The sequence below is a fragment of the Paenibacillus luteus genome (assembly GCF_006542765.1).
GTDB lineage: Bacteria > Bacillota > Bacilli > Paenibacillales > Paenibacillaceae > Pristimantibacillus > Pristimantibacillus luteus.
In genome coordinates this window covers 179,103-200,183 of record NZ_SKCD01000022.1, presented here as the reverse complement: position 1 = coordinate 200,183, position 21,081 = coordinate 179,103, and the positions used below count along the sequence as shown (strand labels likewise).

Here is a 21,081-nt window from a genome sequence, read left to right as displayed (position 1 = left end):
AGCGGTGAAGCGAAGACTTGCGATCATTATGACAGCAGCCATTACCTGCTGCTTGCTAATATCCCAAGGCACCAATTTCGCAGAACCTACTTCGGTGGCGGTGTCCGGTTTAGAGGCAGAAGCGGCGTCCGCTTCCGAGCCGGGCGACGATCAGACTGTTGAGGTTGAGGCTGCGAGCGTCGGTGTCAGTAAGACGGAAAGTGTAGCTGAAGGTATGGAAAATGTGGCAGAGAATGAATTTTTGATTTTATACGCCAATATGTCAACGACAGAAATCGCTGTTGAGGACAAGCGCAGCGGAGCGATCTGGTATTCCAATCCGCAAAATCGCGAAGATGACAAGGTCGCTACAGGCTATAACAAAGCGAAGCTGAATGTGCAGGTCGAAATATCTTATTTGGACAGTGCGGGTAATTCATTGAAGTTTGACAATTATACGCACAGTGTTCAGAACGGCCAATTTGCCTTAGAGAAGGTAAATGACGGCTTGAATATCGATTATACGCTAGGGGAAGCCAAAAGCGATATCGATGCGATTCCGAAGTATATTAGTGAGGAAAGATTTCAAACGCTCATTTTAAACAAACTCGAAGATAAGGGAGAAAAAAGAGAAGTTGAAAAACGTTTTAAATACAATGAGCAAGAGAAGCATTACGAAAGACGGGACTCTTCCCTCAAGGGGGTTGGATTAAAGAAGGTCATGGATGCTTTCGAAAAGGTCGGCTACAACGAAGAACAGAAAGCGATTGATAACGCCGCGTTTGGCATAACCGCTGCTGACCAGCTCTTGGTTAAGATCCCTCTCCATTATCGGCTTGATGGAGAGCAACTGAAAGTGGGGATTGAATCGGGCGGAATCGAATATCCAGAATCTCTGAAAATTCAATCGATTTCCCTGTTGCCGTTCTTTGGCGCCAGCGGACGCGAGGATGAAGGCTATACGCTCGTTCCGGACGGATCGGGTTCACTCATCCGGTTCAACAATGAAAAAACATATGCAGCTCCGTTCCATAAAGATTTATACGGAACAGATTCGTCCATTAGCCAGCAGATTCGAATTCAGAATGATGAAGCTGCGCGATTGCCTATATTCGGGATGAAATACAAGGACCGGGCATTCGTTGGCATCATTGAAGAGGGAGATGCTGTCGCATCAATCGATGCTGATATAAGCGGCAGGCTGAACGTCTATAATACGGTGTCTCCTAGCTTTACGCTTCTTAAGCTTGAGGAGGTTACGCTCACGAATGGGTGGCGCTCCAGTACGGTTAAGAAGTTCCAAGCAGAGCCTTTCCAAGGCGAGATTAGCGTTCGCTACGGGTTTCTCGGCGCCGAGGATGCAAGCTACTCCGGGATGGCTGCGCATTACCGTAATTATTTGATCAAGCAAGTGGGACTAACTAGGATTAAGAACGAAGAGGGGGTTCCATTCTATGCCGAGCTTATAGGCGGCATACCGAAAAAGAAGTTTTTCCTGGGCATTCCCTATAACGCCTATGAGCCTCTTACGACCTTTGAGCAGGCGGAATTCCTATTGGGCGAATTGTTGGAACTGGGAATTGACAACATCAAGCTGCGTTATACAGGTTGGTTCAACGGCGGCATCAACAATGACCTTGCCAAATCCATTTCCGTCGACAAGAAGCTTGGAGGAAGCAAAGGCTTGAAAAAGCTGAAAGCTTATGCGGATGCGAACCGGATCTCCTTGTTCCCTGACGCAGCCTTCCTTGAAGCAGCACCGCAATCGGATGGCTTCAAAAAATCGCAGGCTTCACGATTTATTACGGGCAAGCTGGCGAAAGTTTATCCGTACAGCTTTGCCAACTTCAAAGAAGAAGACTACCTAGAGCCGGGTTATGTACTAAGTCCGAAGTCGCTGCCGGAAGTGGTGGGTGGATTTATGAAGGACTATGAGAAGCTTCAGCTCACTGGATTGTCGCTAAGTGACTTTGGCAGCAAGCTGAATTCCGACTTCAATCGTGACAATGTTATCAATCGCGAAGATTCGAAGGGGATTGTCGTTGAACAGCTCCAGCAAATGAGTGGTGCTGTAGAGGAACTATTGGTGGAAGGCGGCAATGCCTATGCAGCCTCCTATGCAAAGCATATTGTAGATGCGCCGATGACAAGCAGCAGCTTTATCATTACTGACGAAGCCGTTCCCTTCTTTCAGTTGGTGTTCCACGGTTATGTTTATTACGCGGGTATGGCCTGGAACATGGCGGATGATCAGGATTCTACGTACAACTTCTTGAAGGCGCTCGAAACCGGCTCCGCCATTAGTTACACATGGTTTAATGCGGATTCGTCGGCGATAAAGATGACGCCGTTCGATCACTTGTATTCTGCTGATTACCGCCTATGGATCGATGAAGCGGCACAAAGATATCGCGAGCTAAACGCAGTGCTGCATGATGTACAGTCCCAAACAATTATCGATCATCGGTTGCTGACGAGCGGGGTGTATCAGACTACATTCGAGAAAGGCAAAACGATTATCGTCAATTATAACGATGAGGAATCGAACGTGAACGGCATAATTGTGGGGGCAAAGAATTATTGGGTTGGAGGTGAAAGGGAGCGATGAAGTTCAAGAAGCTTTCGCTTGAGCAGAAAAACAGATACTACGGACTCTATTTCATACTTCCCTGGTTTATAGGATTCTTGTTCCTGTTCATGATTCCGCTGTTGTCCTCGTTCCGTTACAGCTTAAGCAATTTGCAGATTACGGATGAGGGCTTCAGCCTGAAGTTTATCGGCTTGTCCAACTACCGGGAAGCCTTGCTGTCGCATGAATCGTATGTCAGGATATTGACTGAATCTGTGATTAACATTGCGGTCAACACACCGCTTATAATTATTTTCAGTTTATTTTTTGCGGTTCTTCTCAATCAAAAGTTTAGAGGACGGGTGCTCGCGCGGGCAATCTTCTTCCTACCTGTTATTCTGGCGTCAGGAATTATCGCAAGCATCGAGAACGGAGATTTAATGCAATCCGTCGTCCGAAGCGCGAGCGATTCGACCGGTGGCGGCTTGTCCGTTATGAAAAATTTAGAGCTGACCGTTATGCTCATCGAATCCGGCATCAATATTACCTTTGTGGAGTATTTGACCGGGGCTGTCAGCCGAATCTATGAGATCGTCAGTCAATCCGGCGTACAAATTTTGATTTTCCTGGCGGGTCTTCAGTCGATTTCTCCCTCCTTGTACGAGGCTGCCAAGATCGAAGGCTCTACCGGCTATGAGGCTTTTTGGAAAATTACGTTTCCTATGATCAGCCCGCTGATTTTGACGAATCTGGTTTATACGATAATCGATAGCTTTATCAGCGATGATACGAGCCGGCTAGTGGTGGATACGGCTTTCAAAAGCTTTGATTTTGGTCTCAGCGCCGCTATGGCATGGATGTATTTTGCCGTCATTGCGCTTGTGCTATGGATCACGACATCAATCGTGTCGCGCAAGGTCTTTTACCAAGATTAGCGGTTTAGGCGTATGCTTACGAAGTAGGTTTGCTCTGCAAACATTTAAGGAGTGTTTACATGAAGACAGAAAACACAGTGCAGCAGCGGCAGGCGAGAGCGGATCGAATGCAGCGCATAGCATCCACTGCCTATTGGGTTGAGTTCGTAAAAAAATGGATATGGGTTCTCGTCCGATTCGTGCTCATTTTTGGTATAGCGTTTGTTATCATTTACCCAATTCTATTGAAGTTATCGATCGCGTTCAAAAGTATGGACGATTTATATGATTCCACCGTCATTTGGGTGCCAAAGGCATTTACGCTCGATAACTTCAAGCTCGTGTTCAATGCGATGAACTATCCGCGTGTTCTGCTCAATACGCTATTTCTATCTTCCACGGTTATGCTGCTGCAAACGATTACCTGCGTGCTTGCCGGATACGGTTTTGCGAGGGTGAAGTTCAGGGGAAGCAGCCTTTTATTTGGGGCAGTTGTGTTTACGATTTTAGTGCCGCCCAATACGATTATGATTCCGCTTTATTTGAATTTCAAAAATTTTGATTTTTTTGGAGTAATCGAGCTGATTAGCGGCCAATCCGCCAATCTAATCAACTCCTATTGGCCGTTTATTATTTCTGCGGTTCTCGGCATGGGCGTGAAGACGGGTTTATACGTGTATATCTTCCGCCAGTTTTTCAAAGGAATTCCGCGAGAAATTGAAGAAGCCGCTTATGTTGATGGAGCCGGATACTTTACAACGTTCAGTAGAGTTATTTTGCCCAATGCGATCCCTTCAATGGTAACGGTCATGCTGTTCTCTTTTGTATGGCAGTGGAATGATTCCTTTTTTACAAATATGTACTTGAATGAACCGAAGATCATGTCCTCAATGATGTCTTCATCTGGATATGCAATTGCTACTTACCTTAGCGGAGGGGAACAGGCGGCAACGGCATCCTACGTTCAGGACCCGTTCTTTATGTCCATGATGATGAACACCAGCGTCTTGATGGCTATACTGCCGCTCATTATTTTATATTTGTTCGTGCAAAGACATTTTGTAGAGAGCGTTGAACGTTCAGGATTAGTCGGATAGGAGAGGCGGATGAAGAAAAAATTGATAGTCATCACACTTGTTGCCTTTACATCAGTGCTCGGAATATATTTCGGACTCACATCGGGAGGCTCCGACAGCACGAGCAACTCTAATCACATGAAAGAGACGGAGGAGCCAATGCAGCAGCCAGCGCCTCCGGACGCCAATGTTACACTCGATGGATCGGTACGCTATCAAATGATTGATAATTTCGGCGCATCCGACGCATGGTCCATGGAGCCTCTTGGCAAACACTGGACGGAAGAGAATAAAAATCGTGTAGCGGATCTTCTTTTTTCCAGAGAGAAAGGAATCGGGCTATCGGCTTGGCGTTTCAATATTGGCGCTGGCTCAACGGAAACGGACCAGATGATTATTCCCGATCCATGGCGGCGAGCGGAAGCGTTCAAGAGTACGGAGGATGGCGATTACGATTGGAGCAAGCAGGCGGGCCAGCAGTGGTTCCTGCAGGCGGCCAAGGCTCGCGGTGTGGATACCTTGATTGCATTTGCGAACAGTCCACCGGTTTGGATGACGAAGAACGGACACGCCCAACCGGATTCGGCTGTTGGCTCTACCAATTTGAAAGAGGGCTATGAGAAAAAATTTGCGACATACCTAATTGATGTCTTGGAACACTTTAGACAGGAAGGCATAGCCTTTCAATATATAAGTCCCATTAATGAGCCGACCTGGGATTGGAACCAGGCGCACCAGGAAGGGAACCGTTATAACAACGATGATCTAAAGCGTGTCATACTCGAATTGCATGAGCAGTTAAAGAAAAGCAGTATCGATGCGCAAATCAGCGCTCCGGACGGTGTGGAGATTACTTCGCTGCTAGATGATGAATTTTATCAAATGTTTGCAGGCGACGGGCAATATATGGGCGGGGCTAACAGCCTGGGAACGGGGAAATACCGCGAATATATTAAGGATTTACTCGGCGACCCCGAGCTCAAGGAAGCGGTTGGCAATAAAATCGCATCGCATTCCTATTGGTCCGATTACAGTAAGCCGGGCGACGACCGTTTGGGCAAGCTTAGAGAATTACTGGAAGCCAATATAAAGAAATACGATGCCGAAGCTAAATATTGGGTCACGGAATATTGCATTCTTGGCGATTACGGTCCAGGCCGTGACCTCGGCATGGATGCTGCACTGCATGTGGCGCGTACCATTCATTTTGATTTGACTGAGGCAAATGCAGCAGCATGGCAGTGGTGGACGGCGGTGTCCAAGGTCGATTATAAGGACGGGCTGATTTATACCGACTTTAATGAAGCGGGAGACGAGCAAAATATTTTAACTTCTAAAATTTTGTGGTCTCTCGGCAATTACAGCAAATTTATACGTCCCGGCGCGGAGCGCATCTCGCTTGCGGGCCTTAACGAGAAAGCGCGGAGCGGGTTGCTCGGATCAGCTTATGTTCATGCCGGAGAGCAGACGGTTACGGCTGTATTCGTCAACGATAGCGAGGAAGATAAACGGATTCGGGTTTCCCTCGAAGGCGTGGACAAGAAGCATTCCATTTCGCTTATGCAATCGTATGTCACCTCGGCCGGCAAGGACCTTGCCAGAGGAGAGGACATACCGGTACAGGACGATCATTCGTTTGAAGCGGTTATTCCTGCGAAGTCCGTTGTCACCTTGACCGGAGGCGGGACAGAGGGTACAGTCGAAGCAAACGAACACAAGGAAAGTGGAGTGACGAAGGCAATGGCTAATGAACATGGAAACGGCGGTAGCGATGATGAAGTGGTGCAACGGGATAAAGAAGCGTTAACGGTATCCAATATCGACAATGTGCGGGGCAACTTGACTTTGCCAGAGAAGGGGGATAACGGAACGAAGATTACTTGGCAATCCGGTAGCTCTGGTGTCATTGCGGCGTCTGGAGCAGTGACACGTCCCAAGCACGGCAGCGGAAACGCATCCGTGACGCTAACAGCGACCATCGTAAGGAAAGACGCCATAACAAAAAAAGAGTTCAAGGCGACAGTAATCGAGCTTCCGGCCAAGGAAGACTACGCTGGTTACCTCTTCTCCTATTTTACAGGCGAAGGGACGCTGGACGGAGAGCAAGTCTATTTTGCGCTCAGTGAGGGGAATGACCCGCTGCATTGGAAGGAGCTGAATGGAGGAAAGCCGGTACTTACCTCTACGATGGGCGAAAAAGGAGTGAGGGATCCTTTTATCATCCGTTCCCCGGAAGGCGACAAGTTTTACATGATTGCCACCGATTTGAAAATAAACGGTGACTGGAACTGGGATCGAGCTCAAAGACAGGGTAGTCGCTCGATCATGGTATGGGAATCGGATGATCTTTTGAAATGGTCCGATCCAAGAATGGTCGAAATATCGCCTGCTGAAGCGGGAAACACCTGGGCGCCTGAAGCTTTTTACGATGAGACAACGGGGGAATATATCGTGTTCTGGGCTTCCAAGCTCTTTGCGGGTGAAAGCCATGCCGGAGATGTTTATCAGAAAATCATGTACAGCAAAACCCGGGATTTCCATATCTTTACGGAAGCACAGGTATATATGGATTTTGGATATTCCATAATCGATACGACGATGATTTCGCATAACGGGAAGATTTATAGGTTTACGAAGGATGAGAGAGAAAATCAGCCCCTATCCCCTTATGGCAAAATGGTATTTCAGGAGGAATTGGGCTCTGTATTCGATCCAGGTTATCTCATGATCAAAGAAGGTGTCGGCAGCGTTAATGGTGTCGAAGGGCCTACCGTATTCAAATCCAATAAGGAAGAGAAATGGTATTTGTTCGTCGACGAATTCGGCGGCAGAGGATATGTTCCCTTGGAGACGACGGATCTAGACTCTGGAGTATGGAAGGTTTCTCCCGAATACGATCTGCCCGACAGTCCCCGCCACGGCACCGTTATACCGATAACGAAAACCGAGTACGATGCCATACAAGCTAAATACTTGCTTAATCGCTAATGGTTAAGATTGACAGGTCTTCATAGGCTTGTCTTTTTTATTTTCTTACGAATCATTACCAATCCTATGAATGCTTCGGAATTGCAAAGGGGTCATTCCCTCAAGCTGACGGAAGCATGAGCTGAAGTAGCTGGCTTGGGAGAAGACTGTTTCCGGTGTGAAATCCGAAAAGATTTACCGACTGTCTGAGCGAATTTGCGACTGAAGTAATGGGTGCTATAACCAGCGAGAGCTGCTGCTTTTTCGATAGAAGCTACCGTGTATTCATCATCGATCTGATAGGCTCTGCCTAGTGATAGCAGCTTTTGGATTAAGCTCTCGATGGGAGATAAGTTAGTTAAGGCAAACAGCCAAGGCTCATCAAGATCTCTGCCATCTAAAAGCTCCTCCAGCCGCTCCCCGTAAAAATGAGCCCACCGGATGCTCCATGGTTCATTTGCATCGGAGTAATAGTGTTGTCTTAGCCAAGTTGGAGCTCAGTTAAGGAAACGCCTCGTGCTTCACCACGCATGACCAATTTAATGGTGAGGAACCACGGTATCGTTTCTAATTGTATGACTGCAACAGCATGGTTAGGACGATCACCTAGGATGCTTGAGTTTCAGCTTATTGTTCTACAATCATCCAGGTCCCTTCGGCGGAGACGGGATTCTGTGGAGGATAAAAGACGCCCGGCCGTTTCATCTGCGGCATCAACGACCAATATTTGAGGTAATAGCTTCGTCCCCGTTTTTTTAAGATATCCGCTCTCCATAGCTTTAGGCGCGATTTTTTTTCTTCCTCCGTTAAGGAATCCACATCTAGTCCCGTAATGGCATTTATGGTCATCATCAGCATGGGGCCTGGGATATATTATGTCCGCAGCCAAAATGCTTTTGAATACGTTGCCCATGTACATCGAGAAGTTCTGAAAGTTCTTTGGAGCTGCGGGGCGTATCTTTGCATAGATAGACTAGATTTTGCCTGCGCAAATTTGAAATGGTTAGGTGAAAACGAAAAAAATAATAGCATAAATTCAGAATTGAAGCTCTTCATAAATGAAATTACATAAATGAGTGCAGCAAATAAAAGGATAGAATAGCCACTTGGCTTGAAAGCGAAGAAGAGACATAACGAGCCTAAAAGATATAAAAGTCGGTTTTATCTACCAATTGTATTGTTTTGACGGACTGACATCGTCTTCTCTGCATGTTAATTTGAAAGAGCCAGGCATACCATGAACGGCGAGGGGATAAACCGATGAGAAAGATGAATCCGGTAGCGGTTTCGAAAGTGACTATTGAAGATCGATTTTGGAGCCCTAGACAGGAGCTTGTGAGGGATATTGTCGTGCCTTATCAATGGGAAGCGCTTAACGACCTGATTGAAGGTGCGGAGAAGAGCGGTACGATCGCTAACTTTCGTGCAGCTGCGGAAGGCAGAATTGGCGGGCATCACGGCTTCGTATTTCAAGACAGCGATTTGGCGAAATGGCTGGAGACGGTCGGCTTCGTGCTGCAGCAGAAGCGTGATGAGGGTCTGGAGAAGCTGGCGGATACAGCAATCGAGCTGATTGGCAACGCACAGATGGATAATGGCTACATTGGCACTTACTATCAGCTTCAGAAGCCTGGAGAGCAATGGGAGAACGTCAGGGACGATCATGAAATGTACAATGCCGGACACTTCTTGGAAGCGGCGGTCGCCTATTACGAAGCGACGGGCAATCAAAGAATACTCGATATTATGTGTAAATTTGCGGATCAGATCGTCGAGACGTTTGGGGCTCGCGAGGGGCAACTCCCGGGTTACTGTGGTCATCCGGAAATCGAGCTTGCGCTCGTCAAGCTTTATAAGCTGACCGGCAATAAGTCGTATCTGGAAACGTCACGATTTCTCGTCGAGGAGCGGGGACGGGAGCCCAAATATTTCGATGTCGAGCTGGAGAAGCGGCTCGCCGCCGGGCGCAAGGAACGTGTTGACCGCAGGCCGATGGACTACTTTCAGTCGCATGCGCCGATTCGTGAACAGGAGACGGCGGACGGACACGCTGTGCGCGCTGTGTATTTGTTCGCTGGCGCAACCGACATCGCTGACGAATATGACGATGCATCGTTGTTAACCACGGTCAAGTCGCTGTGGGATAATGTTGTGCAGCGAAGAATGTACGTGACGGGAGGCATAGGCTCCTCTGATTATTACGAAGCGTTCTCGTTCGATTATGATTTGCCGAACGATCGCGCATATGCCGAAACCTGCGCCGCGATTGGATTCTTGAATTGGGGACAGCGCCTGCTTCAGATCGAGGCGGATTCACGTTATGCCGACGTAATCGAACGCGTGCTGTATAATGGCCTGCTAAGTGGCATTTCGCTGGACGGACGAAGCTACTTTTATGTTAATCCACTAGAGGTTTGGCCTGTGGTCAGCGGCCGAAGGGACGATATTCCAAGCGCGAGAACGCGTAGGCAGCCTTGGTTCGGCTGCGCGTGCTGTCCGCCGAATATCGCTAGATTTATTGCTTCCTTGAGCAGTTATATTTACTCTGTGAACGAGGATGAGCTGTATGTGCATCAGTATATAGGCAGTCACACAGAGCAGACGTTCAAAGGCAGCAAGATCACCGTTCGCCAACAGACGGAGTATCCTTGGACGGGGAACGTCGTGCTTGAGACATCCGGCGGTTCGGCGGACTTCTCGCTTGCGCTTCGGCTACCCTCATGGTCAAAACGCACGGTCATACGATTGAACGGTGTCAAGATTGAATCTTCCGGAATTACCGAGAAGGGATATGTCAAAATCCAACGGGTATGGAACGAAGGTGACATCGTTGAGCTGGAGCTGGACATGAGTGTCGCCTTGGTACGGCCGCATCCCGAGCTTAGGGAGGCCAGCGGTAAAACGGCCGTTCAACGAGGGCCTGTGATCTATTGTTTGGAGGAAGTGGACAACGGCGCTAATCTTCGCGATGTGCAGCTATCCTCCAGCGCGGCATTCGAAGGGGCGTTCGTTCCGGACCTGCTGGAAGGCGTTTATGTCATCGAGTCGAATGATGTTTGGAGAACAGCTTATGACGAGGTGTCTTCCGATTTGTACACAACAAAACGTTATGCCAAGCAGCGAACGAAGGCTACGTTCGTGCCCTATTATGCTTGGGCCAATCGCGACGAAGGAGAAATGACGGTTTGGATACGAGAGCGAGAGCACGGAGACGAATAAAGGGCTTTCAGGCCGAATGGAACGAATGGAAGGCGGACAATGGATGAAAATACGGCGAGGAAACGTTTGGAAAATCCGTACGATACGCGGTAAATTTCTGATGCTTACCTTGCTGCTTACGGTCGTGCCGATGTTCGTCCTTACCTTTACTTTCCACCGAATAGCTGTACATTCCCTCGTTGGCAAAGCGGAGGAGCGTGCCACGCAATCGAGGCAAATGAGTGAGAGCTTCTTGAACCGCACCATTGCCGATTTACATGATTTAACTAACGCTATTCTAGGGAACCCCGAAGTACAAATGATTTTGCAACTGCGTCCGTCGGACGATTACGAATTTCTTCGCAACGTGGATCGGGTGAATAAAATAATTCGAGCGCAAACGCAGACGAAATCCTACATTATATCCACACTCATCTATGCCCCCGGAGGCGGCGAACATCAATCGTTCTATCAAGGAAACGATTCGATCCGCTTCGGGGGTCTCCCTACTGAGCTTGAAGCCCGCATTTATTATGACCAGCTGCGAAGCGACAATCGCATCATGTGGCATAACGGCTCTCCCTTTCAAGGCCCCCTAGACCCATCTGATGATAATGAGCATCTGTACGTCGGCAAGCTGCTAAGGCAGACGGAAGGAAATTACAAAGACATTGGATTTCTTATGCTGGAAATCGAGAAGGTGCATTTTTTTAGCGGCATATCGGTGCTGAACCCAAATGAGAAGGAACAGTTCTGGATCGTAGACAGTGGAGGAAATCCGGTTTATCAAATGCCGGAGGATGCGAAAGCGGATAATCGCGCCTTGCGTAAAGTCGCGATAGAGGCGAAAGCCTCCCCGACTAAGGATAAAGGCTGGACGAGCTGGAATGGCAAACGGACGATGGTCTCATACGCTCCGCTCGCGGCGAATCGATGGACACTGCTGCATTTGGCGGATGCGGATGCGTTGTTCAAGGACGCCAATCAGATCGGCAGATGGACGATGGAAATTTTTCTCGTGGTGTTCGTGATCGGCTGGATCGTCACTTATCGGGTGAGCGATACAATCAGACGTCCGCTTCGCCGTTTGCGCAGCTTGATGGGTACGACGACTGGAAAGGCTCAAGTACTCCCTCCCTTCGACCCCCTGGATGAAGTGGGGCAAATCGGGGACCGGTTCGAGCGAATGATGCGGGAAAACCAAGAGCTGCACGACAGGGTTTACGAGGCACTGCTGTCACGAAAGGAAGCGGAGTTTCGAGCCCTGCAGGCGCAGATCAACCCCCATTTTCTCTATAATACGTTGGAATCGCTTAACGGGCTGGCGCTAACGAACGGACAGAACGAGATGTCTGAGGTGATTGGAGCACTAGGCAAGTTTTTCAGGATAGCTCTAAGTCAAGGCAGCGAGGAAATTCGTGTCGCCAATGAGGCGGAGCATGCCGGCGCTTACGTGCGCGTACAGCAATTCCGCTTCAAGGACAGGTTGGAATGGATTTCAGAGATCGACGAGGATATTTTACACTGCCGCGTGCCGAAGCTGATTTTCCAGCCTATTGTGGAGAATGCCATCTACCATGGCGCAAAGCGGAGGAAGGACATCGTTTATCTGATGCTGACGGGCGTTCGGGAAAAGGGGCGTTTGCGCTTCTCGATCAGCGATGATGGGAACGGCATACCAGGGCAAAGGCTTGATGTGATTAGGCGAACACTGGACGGGCAGCAGGAGGATGTCGATGCCATTGGATTCGGCCTAAGAAACGTACATAAACGGCTTAGGCATTATGGCTCCGAATACGGCGTTCACATCGCAAGCGAGCTCGGAAAATATACGACGATAACTCTGTATGTTCCAATTCATGAGGAGCAGTTCTAGGAGGGGATACGATGCGTCGATTGCTGATTGTTGACGATGAATACCATATTCGCGAAGGCTTGAAGCATCTGATTGCCCAGATCGAGCTTCCTATACAGGTGGCGGGAGCTGCCGAAGACGGAGAAACTGCGATCCGTCTTTATGAGGAACTGAAACCGGACATTGTGCTGCTTGATATTAACCTGCCAGATTTCAGCGGTCTGGATGTGGCGCGTCGCATTCGGGCGATAGACGATGAGACGCAGCTGCTGTTTCTAACTGGCTATAATTCTATGGCGTTCATTCGAGAGGCAATTATGCTCGAAACCGTCGATTATATGCTCAAGCCGATTACGAAGGAAGAGCTGGCGTCCGGCCTGCTTCGTGCGGAAGAGCGGCTATCGAGGCGTGGGCGTTACGACGAGAGCAACGATGCAAGGCGAAGCCGGGAGCGTCATCGCATGCAGGAGTATGCCATGTTGGATTTGCTGCTGCAGCGGCGGTCGTGGGGGGACGCCATCGAGGCGCTCCGCGCTGCCCATTCACCGCTTGCGGAAGCGAAGCCGCCGTTCGCGGTGCTGTGCTGTGAGATGGATGTTATTCCGCCTCGCCTGTCGACGATCGATGATCGTCAGCTATACGGTGTAGCATTCGCCAAGCTATCTACGGAAGCGGCCCAGCACTGTGCTGCAGCATATGGAGCAGCTACCTCTCCAGATCGGATGCTCATTGTGCTGTCTGCCACTGGCAAAGAGACGGTAATCGAGGCAGCCAAGAGCGTCCGTGCCGCTGTTCAATCGTATATGGATATATCGATCACGATTGGTATGAGCCGGCTGGTATCGGAGCTGAAGCTGCTGCCAGAGGCTTACAGGGAAGCTGTCCATGCTGCCGAGCACAAGGGTTGGATTGGTGAGGGGCAGATCATTCCATATGAGAGCGTGCAAATCGCAGCAACGAACAACCGCAGCCTGCTCGACAAGGAATTGATTCTGCTAACCGAAATTCGTGCGGGGAACGATGGGGCAATTGCATCCATTCTACAGGAATGGACGGCGCAGTTCGCCGGCCTGCCCTCGCGACAAGTGAAGCTGATGGCAACACAGCTCGTGCTGTACGTCATGCGCGTCGTTCAGGACTTTCCGCTTCCGGATAGGGGCGGGCGCTTCTGCCGTGATCCGCTTCTCGAAATGTCGCGAATGACGAGCGGGAGCGAGATCGTGGCCTTTATCTCTGATTACTTCGAGAAGGTCGGGCTATGGATTCGTGAATCACGGGAGTTTGCCGTTCCCAAAATGTTCGAGGATGCTCGTCATTGGATCCGCGAGCATCTGCACAAGGATGTGAGTCTGATTGGTCTCGCCGACTATTTGCATCTAAGCCCGAAGTACGTCAGCTCACGCTTCAAGCAGGTAACCGGCGAGTGCTTCGCTGATTTTCTGGCCCGCGTTCGTTTCGAGAGGGCACGAGAGCTGCTGCTCGATCCCATGCAGAAGGTGTCAGCGATTGCGGAGGCAGTCGGCTACACGGATACGAATTATTTCAGCATCGCTTTCAAGAAGAATATGGGCCTGACGCCTTCGGAATTTCGCAAACGGTATCTCTAATCAACAGAGATATCGATTTGGTATGTCAGGGGTGGAAACAATCAAACCAAAACAAAGAGGACATGGAGCACCCTTATATAGACAGCTGCGGAAAAACCAGATAATAAATGCGTAAGATATATTTCCATATGGAGAGGGGATCCCTACATGATGGTGATAAGCAGACGAAAGTGGTTTTTCCTATTGTTGGCAGTCCTGTTTGCGGTGCTTAGTGCATGCAGCTCAAACAGCAGCAACAACGAGGCTACGTCGTCTCCAAGCGATTCGCAGACACCGGCGGAAACGAGCGAGGCGCCTAAGGAAACGGTCAAGCTGAAGTTTATGTACTGGGGCAGCACAGATGAGAAGAAGGCAATGGAGCAGATGATCAAATCGTTCAATGAATCCCATCCACATATCCAAGTGACGGGCGAGCATGTTCCGGGCGATTATAACACGAAGATGAACACGCTAATGGCGGCTAACGAGCTGCCGGACGTTGCCTATTTGGGTGACGGCTTGACGAACAAATGGGGAAGCGAAGGCAAGCTGCTTGATTTCAGCCAATACTATGACAAATATCCTGAGCTGCAGAATAAGCTGAAAGCTTCCTATTTGTTCACGGAGCCAGGCAAAGCGGTTGCCAACTTTACTGCACTCGAAATTATGGTTCTGTACTACAACAAAGACATTTTTGCGGAAGCAGGCGTTTCCCTCCCGCCTTCTGATCCAACGCAGGCTTGGACGTGGGATGAGTTCGTCTCTGTGGCGAAGAAATTGACGAAGGACAATAAAGGACGGAATGCAGAAGATCCAAACTTCGACGCGAAGAACATCGATACCTACGGCTTCTCGTTCGGTACTGACCGCGGCACATACGGACCTCTGCTTGAGAGCAACGGCGGGGGCATTCTGGACGAATCGGGCAAAAGCTATGCGCTTAACGAGCCGGAATCGGTCGAAGTGTTCCAGAAGCTGCAGGATTTGATCTACATCCATCACGTTTCTCCGAACTTAATTCAGCAGCAGAACATGCCGGATAACCATGTTCGTCTTCAAACGCGTAAAGTTGCGATGGTGCTCGACGGAACGTGGGCGCTGCTCGACTTGACGAATAACAAGAAGCTGAACTATGGCATAGGCGTCTTGCCGAAGCTAAAGGAGCCTAAGACGGTCATTCTGGCAGGCACGACGGTCGTATTCAATTCAACGAAGCATCCTGCCGAAGCGCTGGAGTTTTATTTGTACCATAACGACCCGAATCAGGTCGATCTGTATAGAACGGGCCTATGGATGCCGACGGAGGAGAAATATTATACGGAGGAAGCGGCCATCAAGCAGTGGACTGACAATCCGGCTCATCCACCGGATTTTCAGCAGGCAGGTATTGAATACACGAAGGGCTATGCAGTCAAATCTCCTTCAACGGCGATTAAAAATTGGCCGGAAATTAACAGTAAGCTTACGCCGGGACTTGATCTCATCTGGACGAACAAGAAGACCGCTCAAGAAGCGCTTGACGAGCTGAAGCCGCAGATTGAGCCCCTCATTCAAGGAGAATATCCGAACGAATAAACGGCAAGCGATTAGTGTACAGGTCGGAAAGTGGTGGCTGCCACCGCCTTCCGACCCCTAATTACCATACCGTTCACTTATTCGGGAAGGAGGGATCCACTATGAGTCGTAACAAATCTGGACTGCTTAAGATGGAACGCCGCTGGGGCATGCTGCTCGCGCTTCCGGTCACGCTCGGATTGATACTCTTCGCCATCGGACCGATCATTGCGTCCTTTGCCTTCAGCTTGACCGATTGGCAAATCGGCGGTCAATCTTCATTTGTTGGCTTGAACAACTACGAAACGATATTAACGAAGGATCCGGTATTTACGAAGTCGCTGTTCGTGACGATTTATTATGTGCTCGCCACGGTTCCGGTGGCCATTATCGCGGCATTCGGGCTGGCGATGCTCCTTAACCGCAAGGTAAAAGGCTTATCTATTTTTCGCACAATCTTTTTCTTGCCGTCCATCGTCCCCCGAATTGCCAGCACGATGCTGTGGCTGTGGTTGTTTAACCCCGATTTCGGCATGCTCAACTCGATGCTTGAATTTGTGGGCTTGCCCGGCAGCCAGTGGATTTATGCAGAGGAAACAGCGATTCCATCAATAGCGCTTATGAGCGTGTGGGGAGTCGGCAATTATATGATTATTTTTTTGGCTGGACTGCAATCAGTTCCCTCGCATCTGTACGAGGCGGTCGAAGTGGACGGGGGAGGCGCTTGGCGTAAATTTTACCATGTCACATTGCCCTCGATGACACCGACGATTTTCTTCAATATGGTTATGATGCAGATTGGAGCTTTCCAAAGCTTTGACAGTGTGTACGTCATGACGCAGGGCGGACCAAATAATGCCACCTTGCTCTATGTTGTTTATCTGTACCGTGTTGCTTTCACGGAAACGAAAATCGGCTATGCATCAGCGTTGTCTTGGATTTTGTTCATCATTATCGTCGTCCTGACGCTCATCACGTTCAGAACCTCGCGCAAATGGGTGTATTACGAAGGGGGAGGAAAGTAGTGAGTAGAACGAATCCCCGTATTTTCACTTATATTACACTCATTTTTCTTAGTCTGCTGATGATTTTGCCACTTATATGGCTGGTCAGAAGCTCTTTGATGGATAATGCGCAAATTTTTATTTTCCCGCCGGAGTGGGTTCCGAGTCCGTTTCGTTGGAGCAATTATCCGGAGGCGCTTACAGCTGTACCGTTCAGTCGTTTTTTCCTAAACACGATGACGCTTGAATTCATTACGGTCAGCGGCGTGCTTGTGACGACGATCATCTCTGCCTACACGTTCGCAAGGCTGAGATGGCCGGGCCGAAATATTGTGTTCGGCGTGCTGATGGCAACCGGCATGCTGCCCGGAGCAGCAACGCTGATCCCGATGTTCGTCCTATGGCGGGAAGTGGGAGCACTGGATTCGTTCGTTCCACTTGCGCTTCCCTCCTGGTTCGGTGCAGGTGTCTATACGGGTCAAGGCGTATTCGCGATATTTCTGATGCGTCAATTTTACATGTCCATTCCACGCGAGCTCGACGAGGCGGCCTATATAGACGGAGCAGGTCCGTTGACTGTGCTATGGCGGGTCATCATTCCGCTCTCAAAGCCTGCATTGCTCGTTATAACTGTCTTTTCGTTCAATGACGTTTGGAATCAGTTTTTGGAGCCTACCTTGTATCTCAGCTCGGAGTCTAACTTTACGATGGCGCTTGGTCTGGCATCCTTCAAAGGGCTTTACAATGCGCAGTGGGGTTATCTGATGGCCGCGTCAGCTACGATGGTTGCACCTATCATTCTGCTCTTCTTCCTTGCGCAGCGCTATTTTATCGAAGGCATTACGCTTACGGGCATTAAAGGCTAAGGGAGGACTTCGGATGATAAATGCAAGGCTGTCACGGCTGCGATCGGTGCTGAAAGAGAGAAGTCTGGAAGCGATCCTTATTTCGCATGGACCTAATCGTCAATACATTTCTGGCTTTACCGGCACGTCCGGATATGCGGTCGTAACTGGCGAGCACGCTCTTTTGCTAACTGATTTCCGCTACCTTTCGCAAGCCGGGGAACAGTCGGTATCCTTCAAAGTGGAACGGCATGGGGATCAGCCTTTTGCGTCAATCGCGGAGCATGTCCGCAAGCTTGGCGTTCGAGAGCTGGCCGTTGAGGAAAATCGGTTGAGCATTGCACAAGCCGGGCTGCTGCAAGAGAACTTAACCGGCATGGTGTGCGTGCCGACCGAAGGGATCGTGGAAAAGCTTCGCAACGTTAAGGACGAAATCGAAATCGCGTCGCTAAGGGAAGCAGCCCGCATTGCGGATGAGGCTTTTTTTCAACTATTGCCGCTCATCCGTCCGGGCATAACCGAGAGAAGAATTGCAGCGGAGCTTGAATACCGTATTCGACTGCTCGGCGCGGAATGCGGGTGGCCAGGATTCATCGTCGCCTCGGGGTACCGATCGGCGTTGCCGCACGGCGTAGCGAGCGCTAAGGAAATCGGTAACAACGAATTCGTGACGCTCGATTTCGGAGCAATCGTGAACGGCTACATGTCGGATGTGACGAGAACGGTATTCGTGGGCAAGCCGGATGAGGGGCAACGCGAAATATATGAAGCGGTGCTTGCCGCCAACGAAATGGCGATTCGCGGCTTACGCCCCGGCATGGACGGCAAACAGGGAGACGCGCTCGGCCGTGATGTCATTGCCGCGCGGGGCTACGGCGAATATTTCGGACATGGTCTCGGGCATGGCATCGGCTTGGAAATTCACGAGCAGCTTCGCCTATCGCGGCAAAGCGATTCCATTCTAGAACCGGGCAACGTGCTGACCGTTGAGCCGGGCATATACATTCCGAATGTGCAGGGCGTTCGCATCGAGGATGACGTGCTCGTAACCCCGCATGGTGTGGAAGTGCTAACAACAAGCCCCAAAGCGCTGATTGCGCTCTAAATTGGATGGCTCGCGCCGTCAAATCGAGGAGGAAGCAAATATGAGTTTATTTTCTGGCGTTTATGTTGCAATCGTTACCCCTTTTGATGACAAGCTGAATGTGGACGTTTCACATCTTGGAGAGCATGTCGATTGGTTGATCCGTGAAGGCGTAGACGGCATTGTTCCGACCGGCTCGGTCGGGGAGTATGCCACTTTGTCGGCGGAAGAGCGAAGGACGGTAGTCGAGACTGCAATTGCCGCGGCGGCAGGGCGGGTGCCAGTCATCGTTGGAACGGCCGCTGCTGCTACGGGAATGGCCGTTCAATGGGCGGAACATGCCAAGCAAGCGGGTGCAGCGGGTATTATGGCGCTGCCGCCGATCAGCTATCGGCCATCTGAAGCCGAAGTGATCCATCATTACGAATCGCTATCCGCGGTGGGGCTGCCTATCGTCGTCTACAACAATCCGCATGATTATCCGACAGACATGAAACCCGCTTTTCTGCAGAAGCTGTCCGCGATCGAGAACGTCGTTGCTGTCAAGGAGTTTTCAGGTGATATCCGAAGAGTACATGATATTCAAAGGCTGACCGATCTGAAGATCATGATCGGCGTGGATGATTTGGCTATGGAGGGTGGACTCTTAGGTGCAACAGGTTGGATCGCCGGACTTACGAATGTAATGCCATCAGAGAGCGTCCGCATGTTTAAGCTTGCTCAGCAGGGCCGGTTAGATGAGGCGATTGCGATCTACCGCAAGTTGCTTCCGTTATTCCATTGGGATGCGAACCCGCGGCTCGTGCAGGCAATCAAATACAGCATGGAATTGGCAGGTCGGCCGATGGGCTTGACTCGTCCGCCGCGGCTGCCGCTAACGGAGGCGGAGCAGAACGACATCCGGGAGGCATATGCGTACGCGACGAGCGAATAAGTGAAATTCAGAAGGGAGGAAGCGGCATGGAATCAAGGAACTGGATCGGCGGAGAGTGGAACAAGCCGAAAGCGGGCACGCTCGAAATCCGCAATCCTTCTGATTTAGCAGAAACGGTGGGGTACGTTCACTTATCGGGCAAGGGGGAATTGTTGGAGGCGGTCGATGCGGCGCGGAGCGCGCAGCCGAAGTGGGCGGCCATGACGGGAGCAGCAAGAGGGGAATGCCTCTATCGTATGGCCGGCTTGCTTGAGGCTCATGGAGCGGAGCTTGCGAATCTGGCCAGCAGTGAAATGGGCAAGCCGATTGCCGAGATGCGCGGGGAAGTGGCGCGTGGCGTCCAATTGCTTCGCTATTACGCAGCGGAAGGTGTCCGCGCGAACGGCCAGATGATCCCTTCTGCGTTCGTGAACGTGAAGCAATATTCGGTCCGCGTCCCGCTCGGAGTGGCTGCAGTCATAACGCCTTGGAACTTCCCGGTAGCCATTCCGATTTGGAAGATCGCTCCCGCATTAATATGCGGCAATACGGTCGTGTGGAAGCCCGCAGAGAATGGCTGTCTAACCGCGGTTAAACTAGCGGAAATATTCGCTGAAGCTAGCTTGCCTGCGGGTACCCTTAACTTGATTATTGGCAAAGGAAGTGTCGTTGGGGAGGCGCTGCTGGAGGAAGCGAAGATTGACGCGATTAGCTTTACCGGCTCCTCCGCAACGGGCTTGCGGGTTGCCGCGGCCAGCGCTGCACGTAATTTGAAGTATCAGACGGAAATGGGCGGCAAGAATGCTGCTGTCGTTCTACGCGATGCAGATCTTGATGCCGCTGTTGCGGCTGTCGTAAGCGGAGCTTTTCGTTCGGCGGGTCAAAAATGTACGGCGACGAGCCGGGTTATCGTCGAAGGGGCCGTTTACGATGAGTTTGCGTCCAAAACTACCGAAGCGATAGCCAAGCTGCGTATGGCGAATGCGAAACACGAAGGGGCGTATCTCGGTCCAGTCGCCTCGTTGGAGCAATTCAAGACGGTGAACGAGTACGTGGTGACCGCGCTTGCGGAGGCTCGGACCGTCGCTGTCGGCTCTAGTGCCGATGGAGAGGGTGAAGGGTATTATATCTCCCCGCTGCTTGTGGAGGGAGTAGGGGCTGATCATCGACTCGTTCAAGAGGAAGTGTTCGGCCCCTTGGCCGTGATGCTCCCTGCAGCTAACATTGACGAAGCGATCGGGCTTGTCAATCGGACCGTCTTCGGTCTTAGCGCCTCCGTATTTACAAGAGACCTGAACAACGCGTTCCGGTTTCTAGACGAAGCGGAAGCGGGCATGGTGCGCGTCAATCAGGAGACGGGAGGCGTTGAATATCAGGCACCTTTCGGCGGGATGAAAGATTCAAGTTCCCATAGCAGAGAGCAAGGCCAATCCGCTCTCGACTTCTATACCCATCTGAAAACATGCGCGATTCAATACCGTTAATACGGGATGAATGGAGGAACGCCATGGATAACGATTACGGGGAAAGGAGCGTG

Annotated in this window: 14 protein-coding genes; 13 read left to right on the top strand and 1 reads right to left on the bottom strand. The window is 50.4% G+C overall.

Going from position 1 to position 21,081, the window contains the following annotated elements; all coding sequences use genetic code 11:
* The first annotated feature begins 4 nt into the window (after positions 1 to 4).
* The 4 genes from E0496_RS17590 to E0496_RS36555 are packed head-to-tail and all read left to right on the top strand — an operon-like array spanning position 5 to position 7,526.
* A complete protein-coding gene (locus tag E0496_RS17590) occupies positions 5 to 2,587 on the top strand; it encodes a DUF5696 domain-containing protein (protein ID WP_141503070.1) in 2,583 nt (860 codons plus the stop codon).
* Complete coding sequence (locus E0496_RS17585; protein ID WP_141503069.1) at positions 2,584 to 3,483, top strand: carbohydrate ABC transporter permease; 900 nt, start codon at positions 2,584 to 2,586, stop codon at positions 3,481 to 3,483. Before E0496_RS17590 ends, E0496_RS17585 begins: the two co-directional genes overlap by 4 nt.
* A 59-nt stretch (positions 3,484 to 3,542) precedes the next feature.
* The gene (locus tag E0496_RS17580) at positions 3,543 to 4,559 is read left to right on the top strand and encodes a carbohydrate ABC transporter permease (protein ID WP_421924123.1); all 1,017 of its coding nucleotides are present in this window, start codon (positions 3,543 to 3,545) and stop codon (positions 4,557 to 4,559) included.
* Between the two features lie 9 nt (positions 4,560 to 4,568).
* Positions 4,569 to 7,526, top strand: coding sequence for a glycoside hydrolase (locus E0496_RS36555; protein WP_241674848.1), 2,958 nt, complete (start codon positions 4,569 to 4,571; stop codon positions 7,524 to 7,526).
* Between the two features lie 606 nt (positions 7,527 to 8,132).
* Here the strand turns inward: E0496_RS36555 and E0496_RS17570 are convergent.
* A complete protein-coding gene (locus E0496_RS17570) occupies positions 8,133 to 8,363 on the bottom strand; it encodes a hypothetical protein (RefSeq protein ID WP_206669795.1) in 231 nt (76 codons plus the stop codon).
* 402 nt (positions 8,364 to 8,765) lie between these two features.
* On the opposite strand from E0496_RS17570, the gene E0496_RS17565 reads away from it, so the two are divergent.
* From E0496_RS17565 to E0496_RS17525, 9 genes are all read left to right on the top strand, one after another.
* Positions 8,766 to 10,724, top strand: a complete 1,959-nt coding sequence (locus E0496_RS17565) for a glycoside hydrolase family 127 protein (protein ID WP_141503067.1) — start codon at positions 8,766 to 8,768, stop codon at positions 10,722 to 10,724.
* Positions 10,725 to 10,767: 43 nt separating this feature from the next.
* Complete coding sequence (locus E0496_RS17560) at positions 10,768 to 12,579, top strand: sensor histidine kinase (protein WP_141503066.1); 1,812 nt, start codon at positions 10,768 to 10,770, stop codon at positions 12,577 to 12,579.
* 11 nt (positions 12,580 to 12,590) lie between these two features.
* Positions 12,591 to 14,165 (top strand): response regulator, encoded by a 1,575-nt coding sequence (locus tag E0496_RS17555; RefSeq protein ID WP_141503065.1) that lies wholly within the window; start codon positions 12,591 to 12,593, stop codon positions 14,163 to 14,165.
* A 147-nt stretch (positions 14,166 to 14,312) separates the two neighbouring features.
* Positions 14,313 to 15,719, top strand: coding sequence for an ABC transporter substrate-binding protein (locus E0496_RS17550; protein ID WP_241674847.1), 1,407 nt, complete (start codon positions 14,313 to 14,315; stop codon positions 15,717 to 15,719).
* A 101-nt stretch (positions 15,720 to 15,820) separates the two neighbouring features.
* A complete protein-coding gene (locus E0496_RS17545) occupies positions 15,821 to 16,723 on the top strand; it encodes a carbohydrate ABC transporter permease (protein WP_141503064.1) in 903 nt (300 codons plus the stop codon).
* Positions 16,723 to 17,568: a carbohydrate ABC transporter permease gene (locus tag E0496_RS17540; protein WP_241674846.1), complete on the top strand. Its 846-nt coding sequence runs from the start codon at positions 16,723 to 16,725 to the stop codon at positions 17,566 to 17,568. The genes E0496_RS17545 and E0496_RS17540 overlap by 1 nt, the downstream gene beginning before the upstream one ends.
* Positions 17,569 to 17,581: 13 nt before the next feature.
* Positions 17,582 to 18,652, top strand: coding sequence for a M24 family metallopeptidase (locus E0496_RS17535; RefSeq protein ID WP_141503062.1), 1,071 nt, complete (start codon positions 17,582 to 17,584; stop codon positions 18,650 to 18,652).
* 40 nt (positions 18,653 to 18,692) lie between these two features.
* Complete coding sequence (gene dapA, locus E0496_RS17530) at positions 18,693 to 19,565, top strand: 4-hydroxy-tetrahydrodipicolinate synthase (RefSeq protein ID WP_141503061.1); 873 nt, start codon at positions 18,693 to 18,695, stop codon at positions 19,563 to 19,565.
* 26 nt (positions 19,566 to 19,591) lie between these two features.
* Positions 19,592 to 21,028: an aldehyde dehydrogenase family protein gene (locus E0496_RS17525; RefSeq protein ID WP_141503060.1), complete on the top strand. Its 1,437-nt coding sequence runs from the start codon at positions 19,592 to 19,594 to the stop codon at positions 21,026 to 21,028.
* Positions 21,029 to 21,081: the final 53 nt, after the last annotated feature.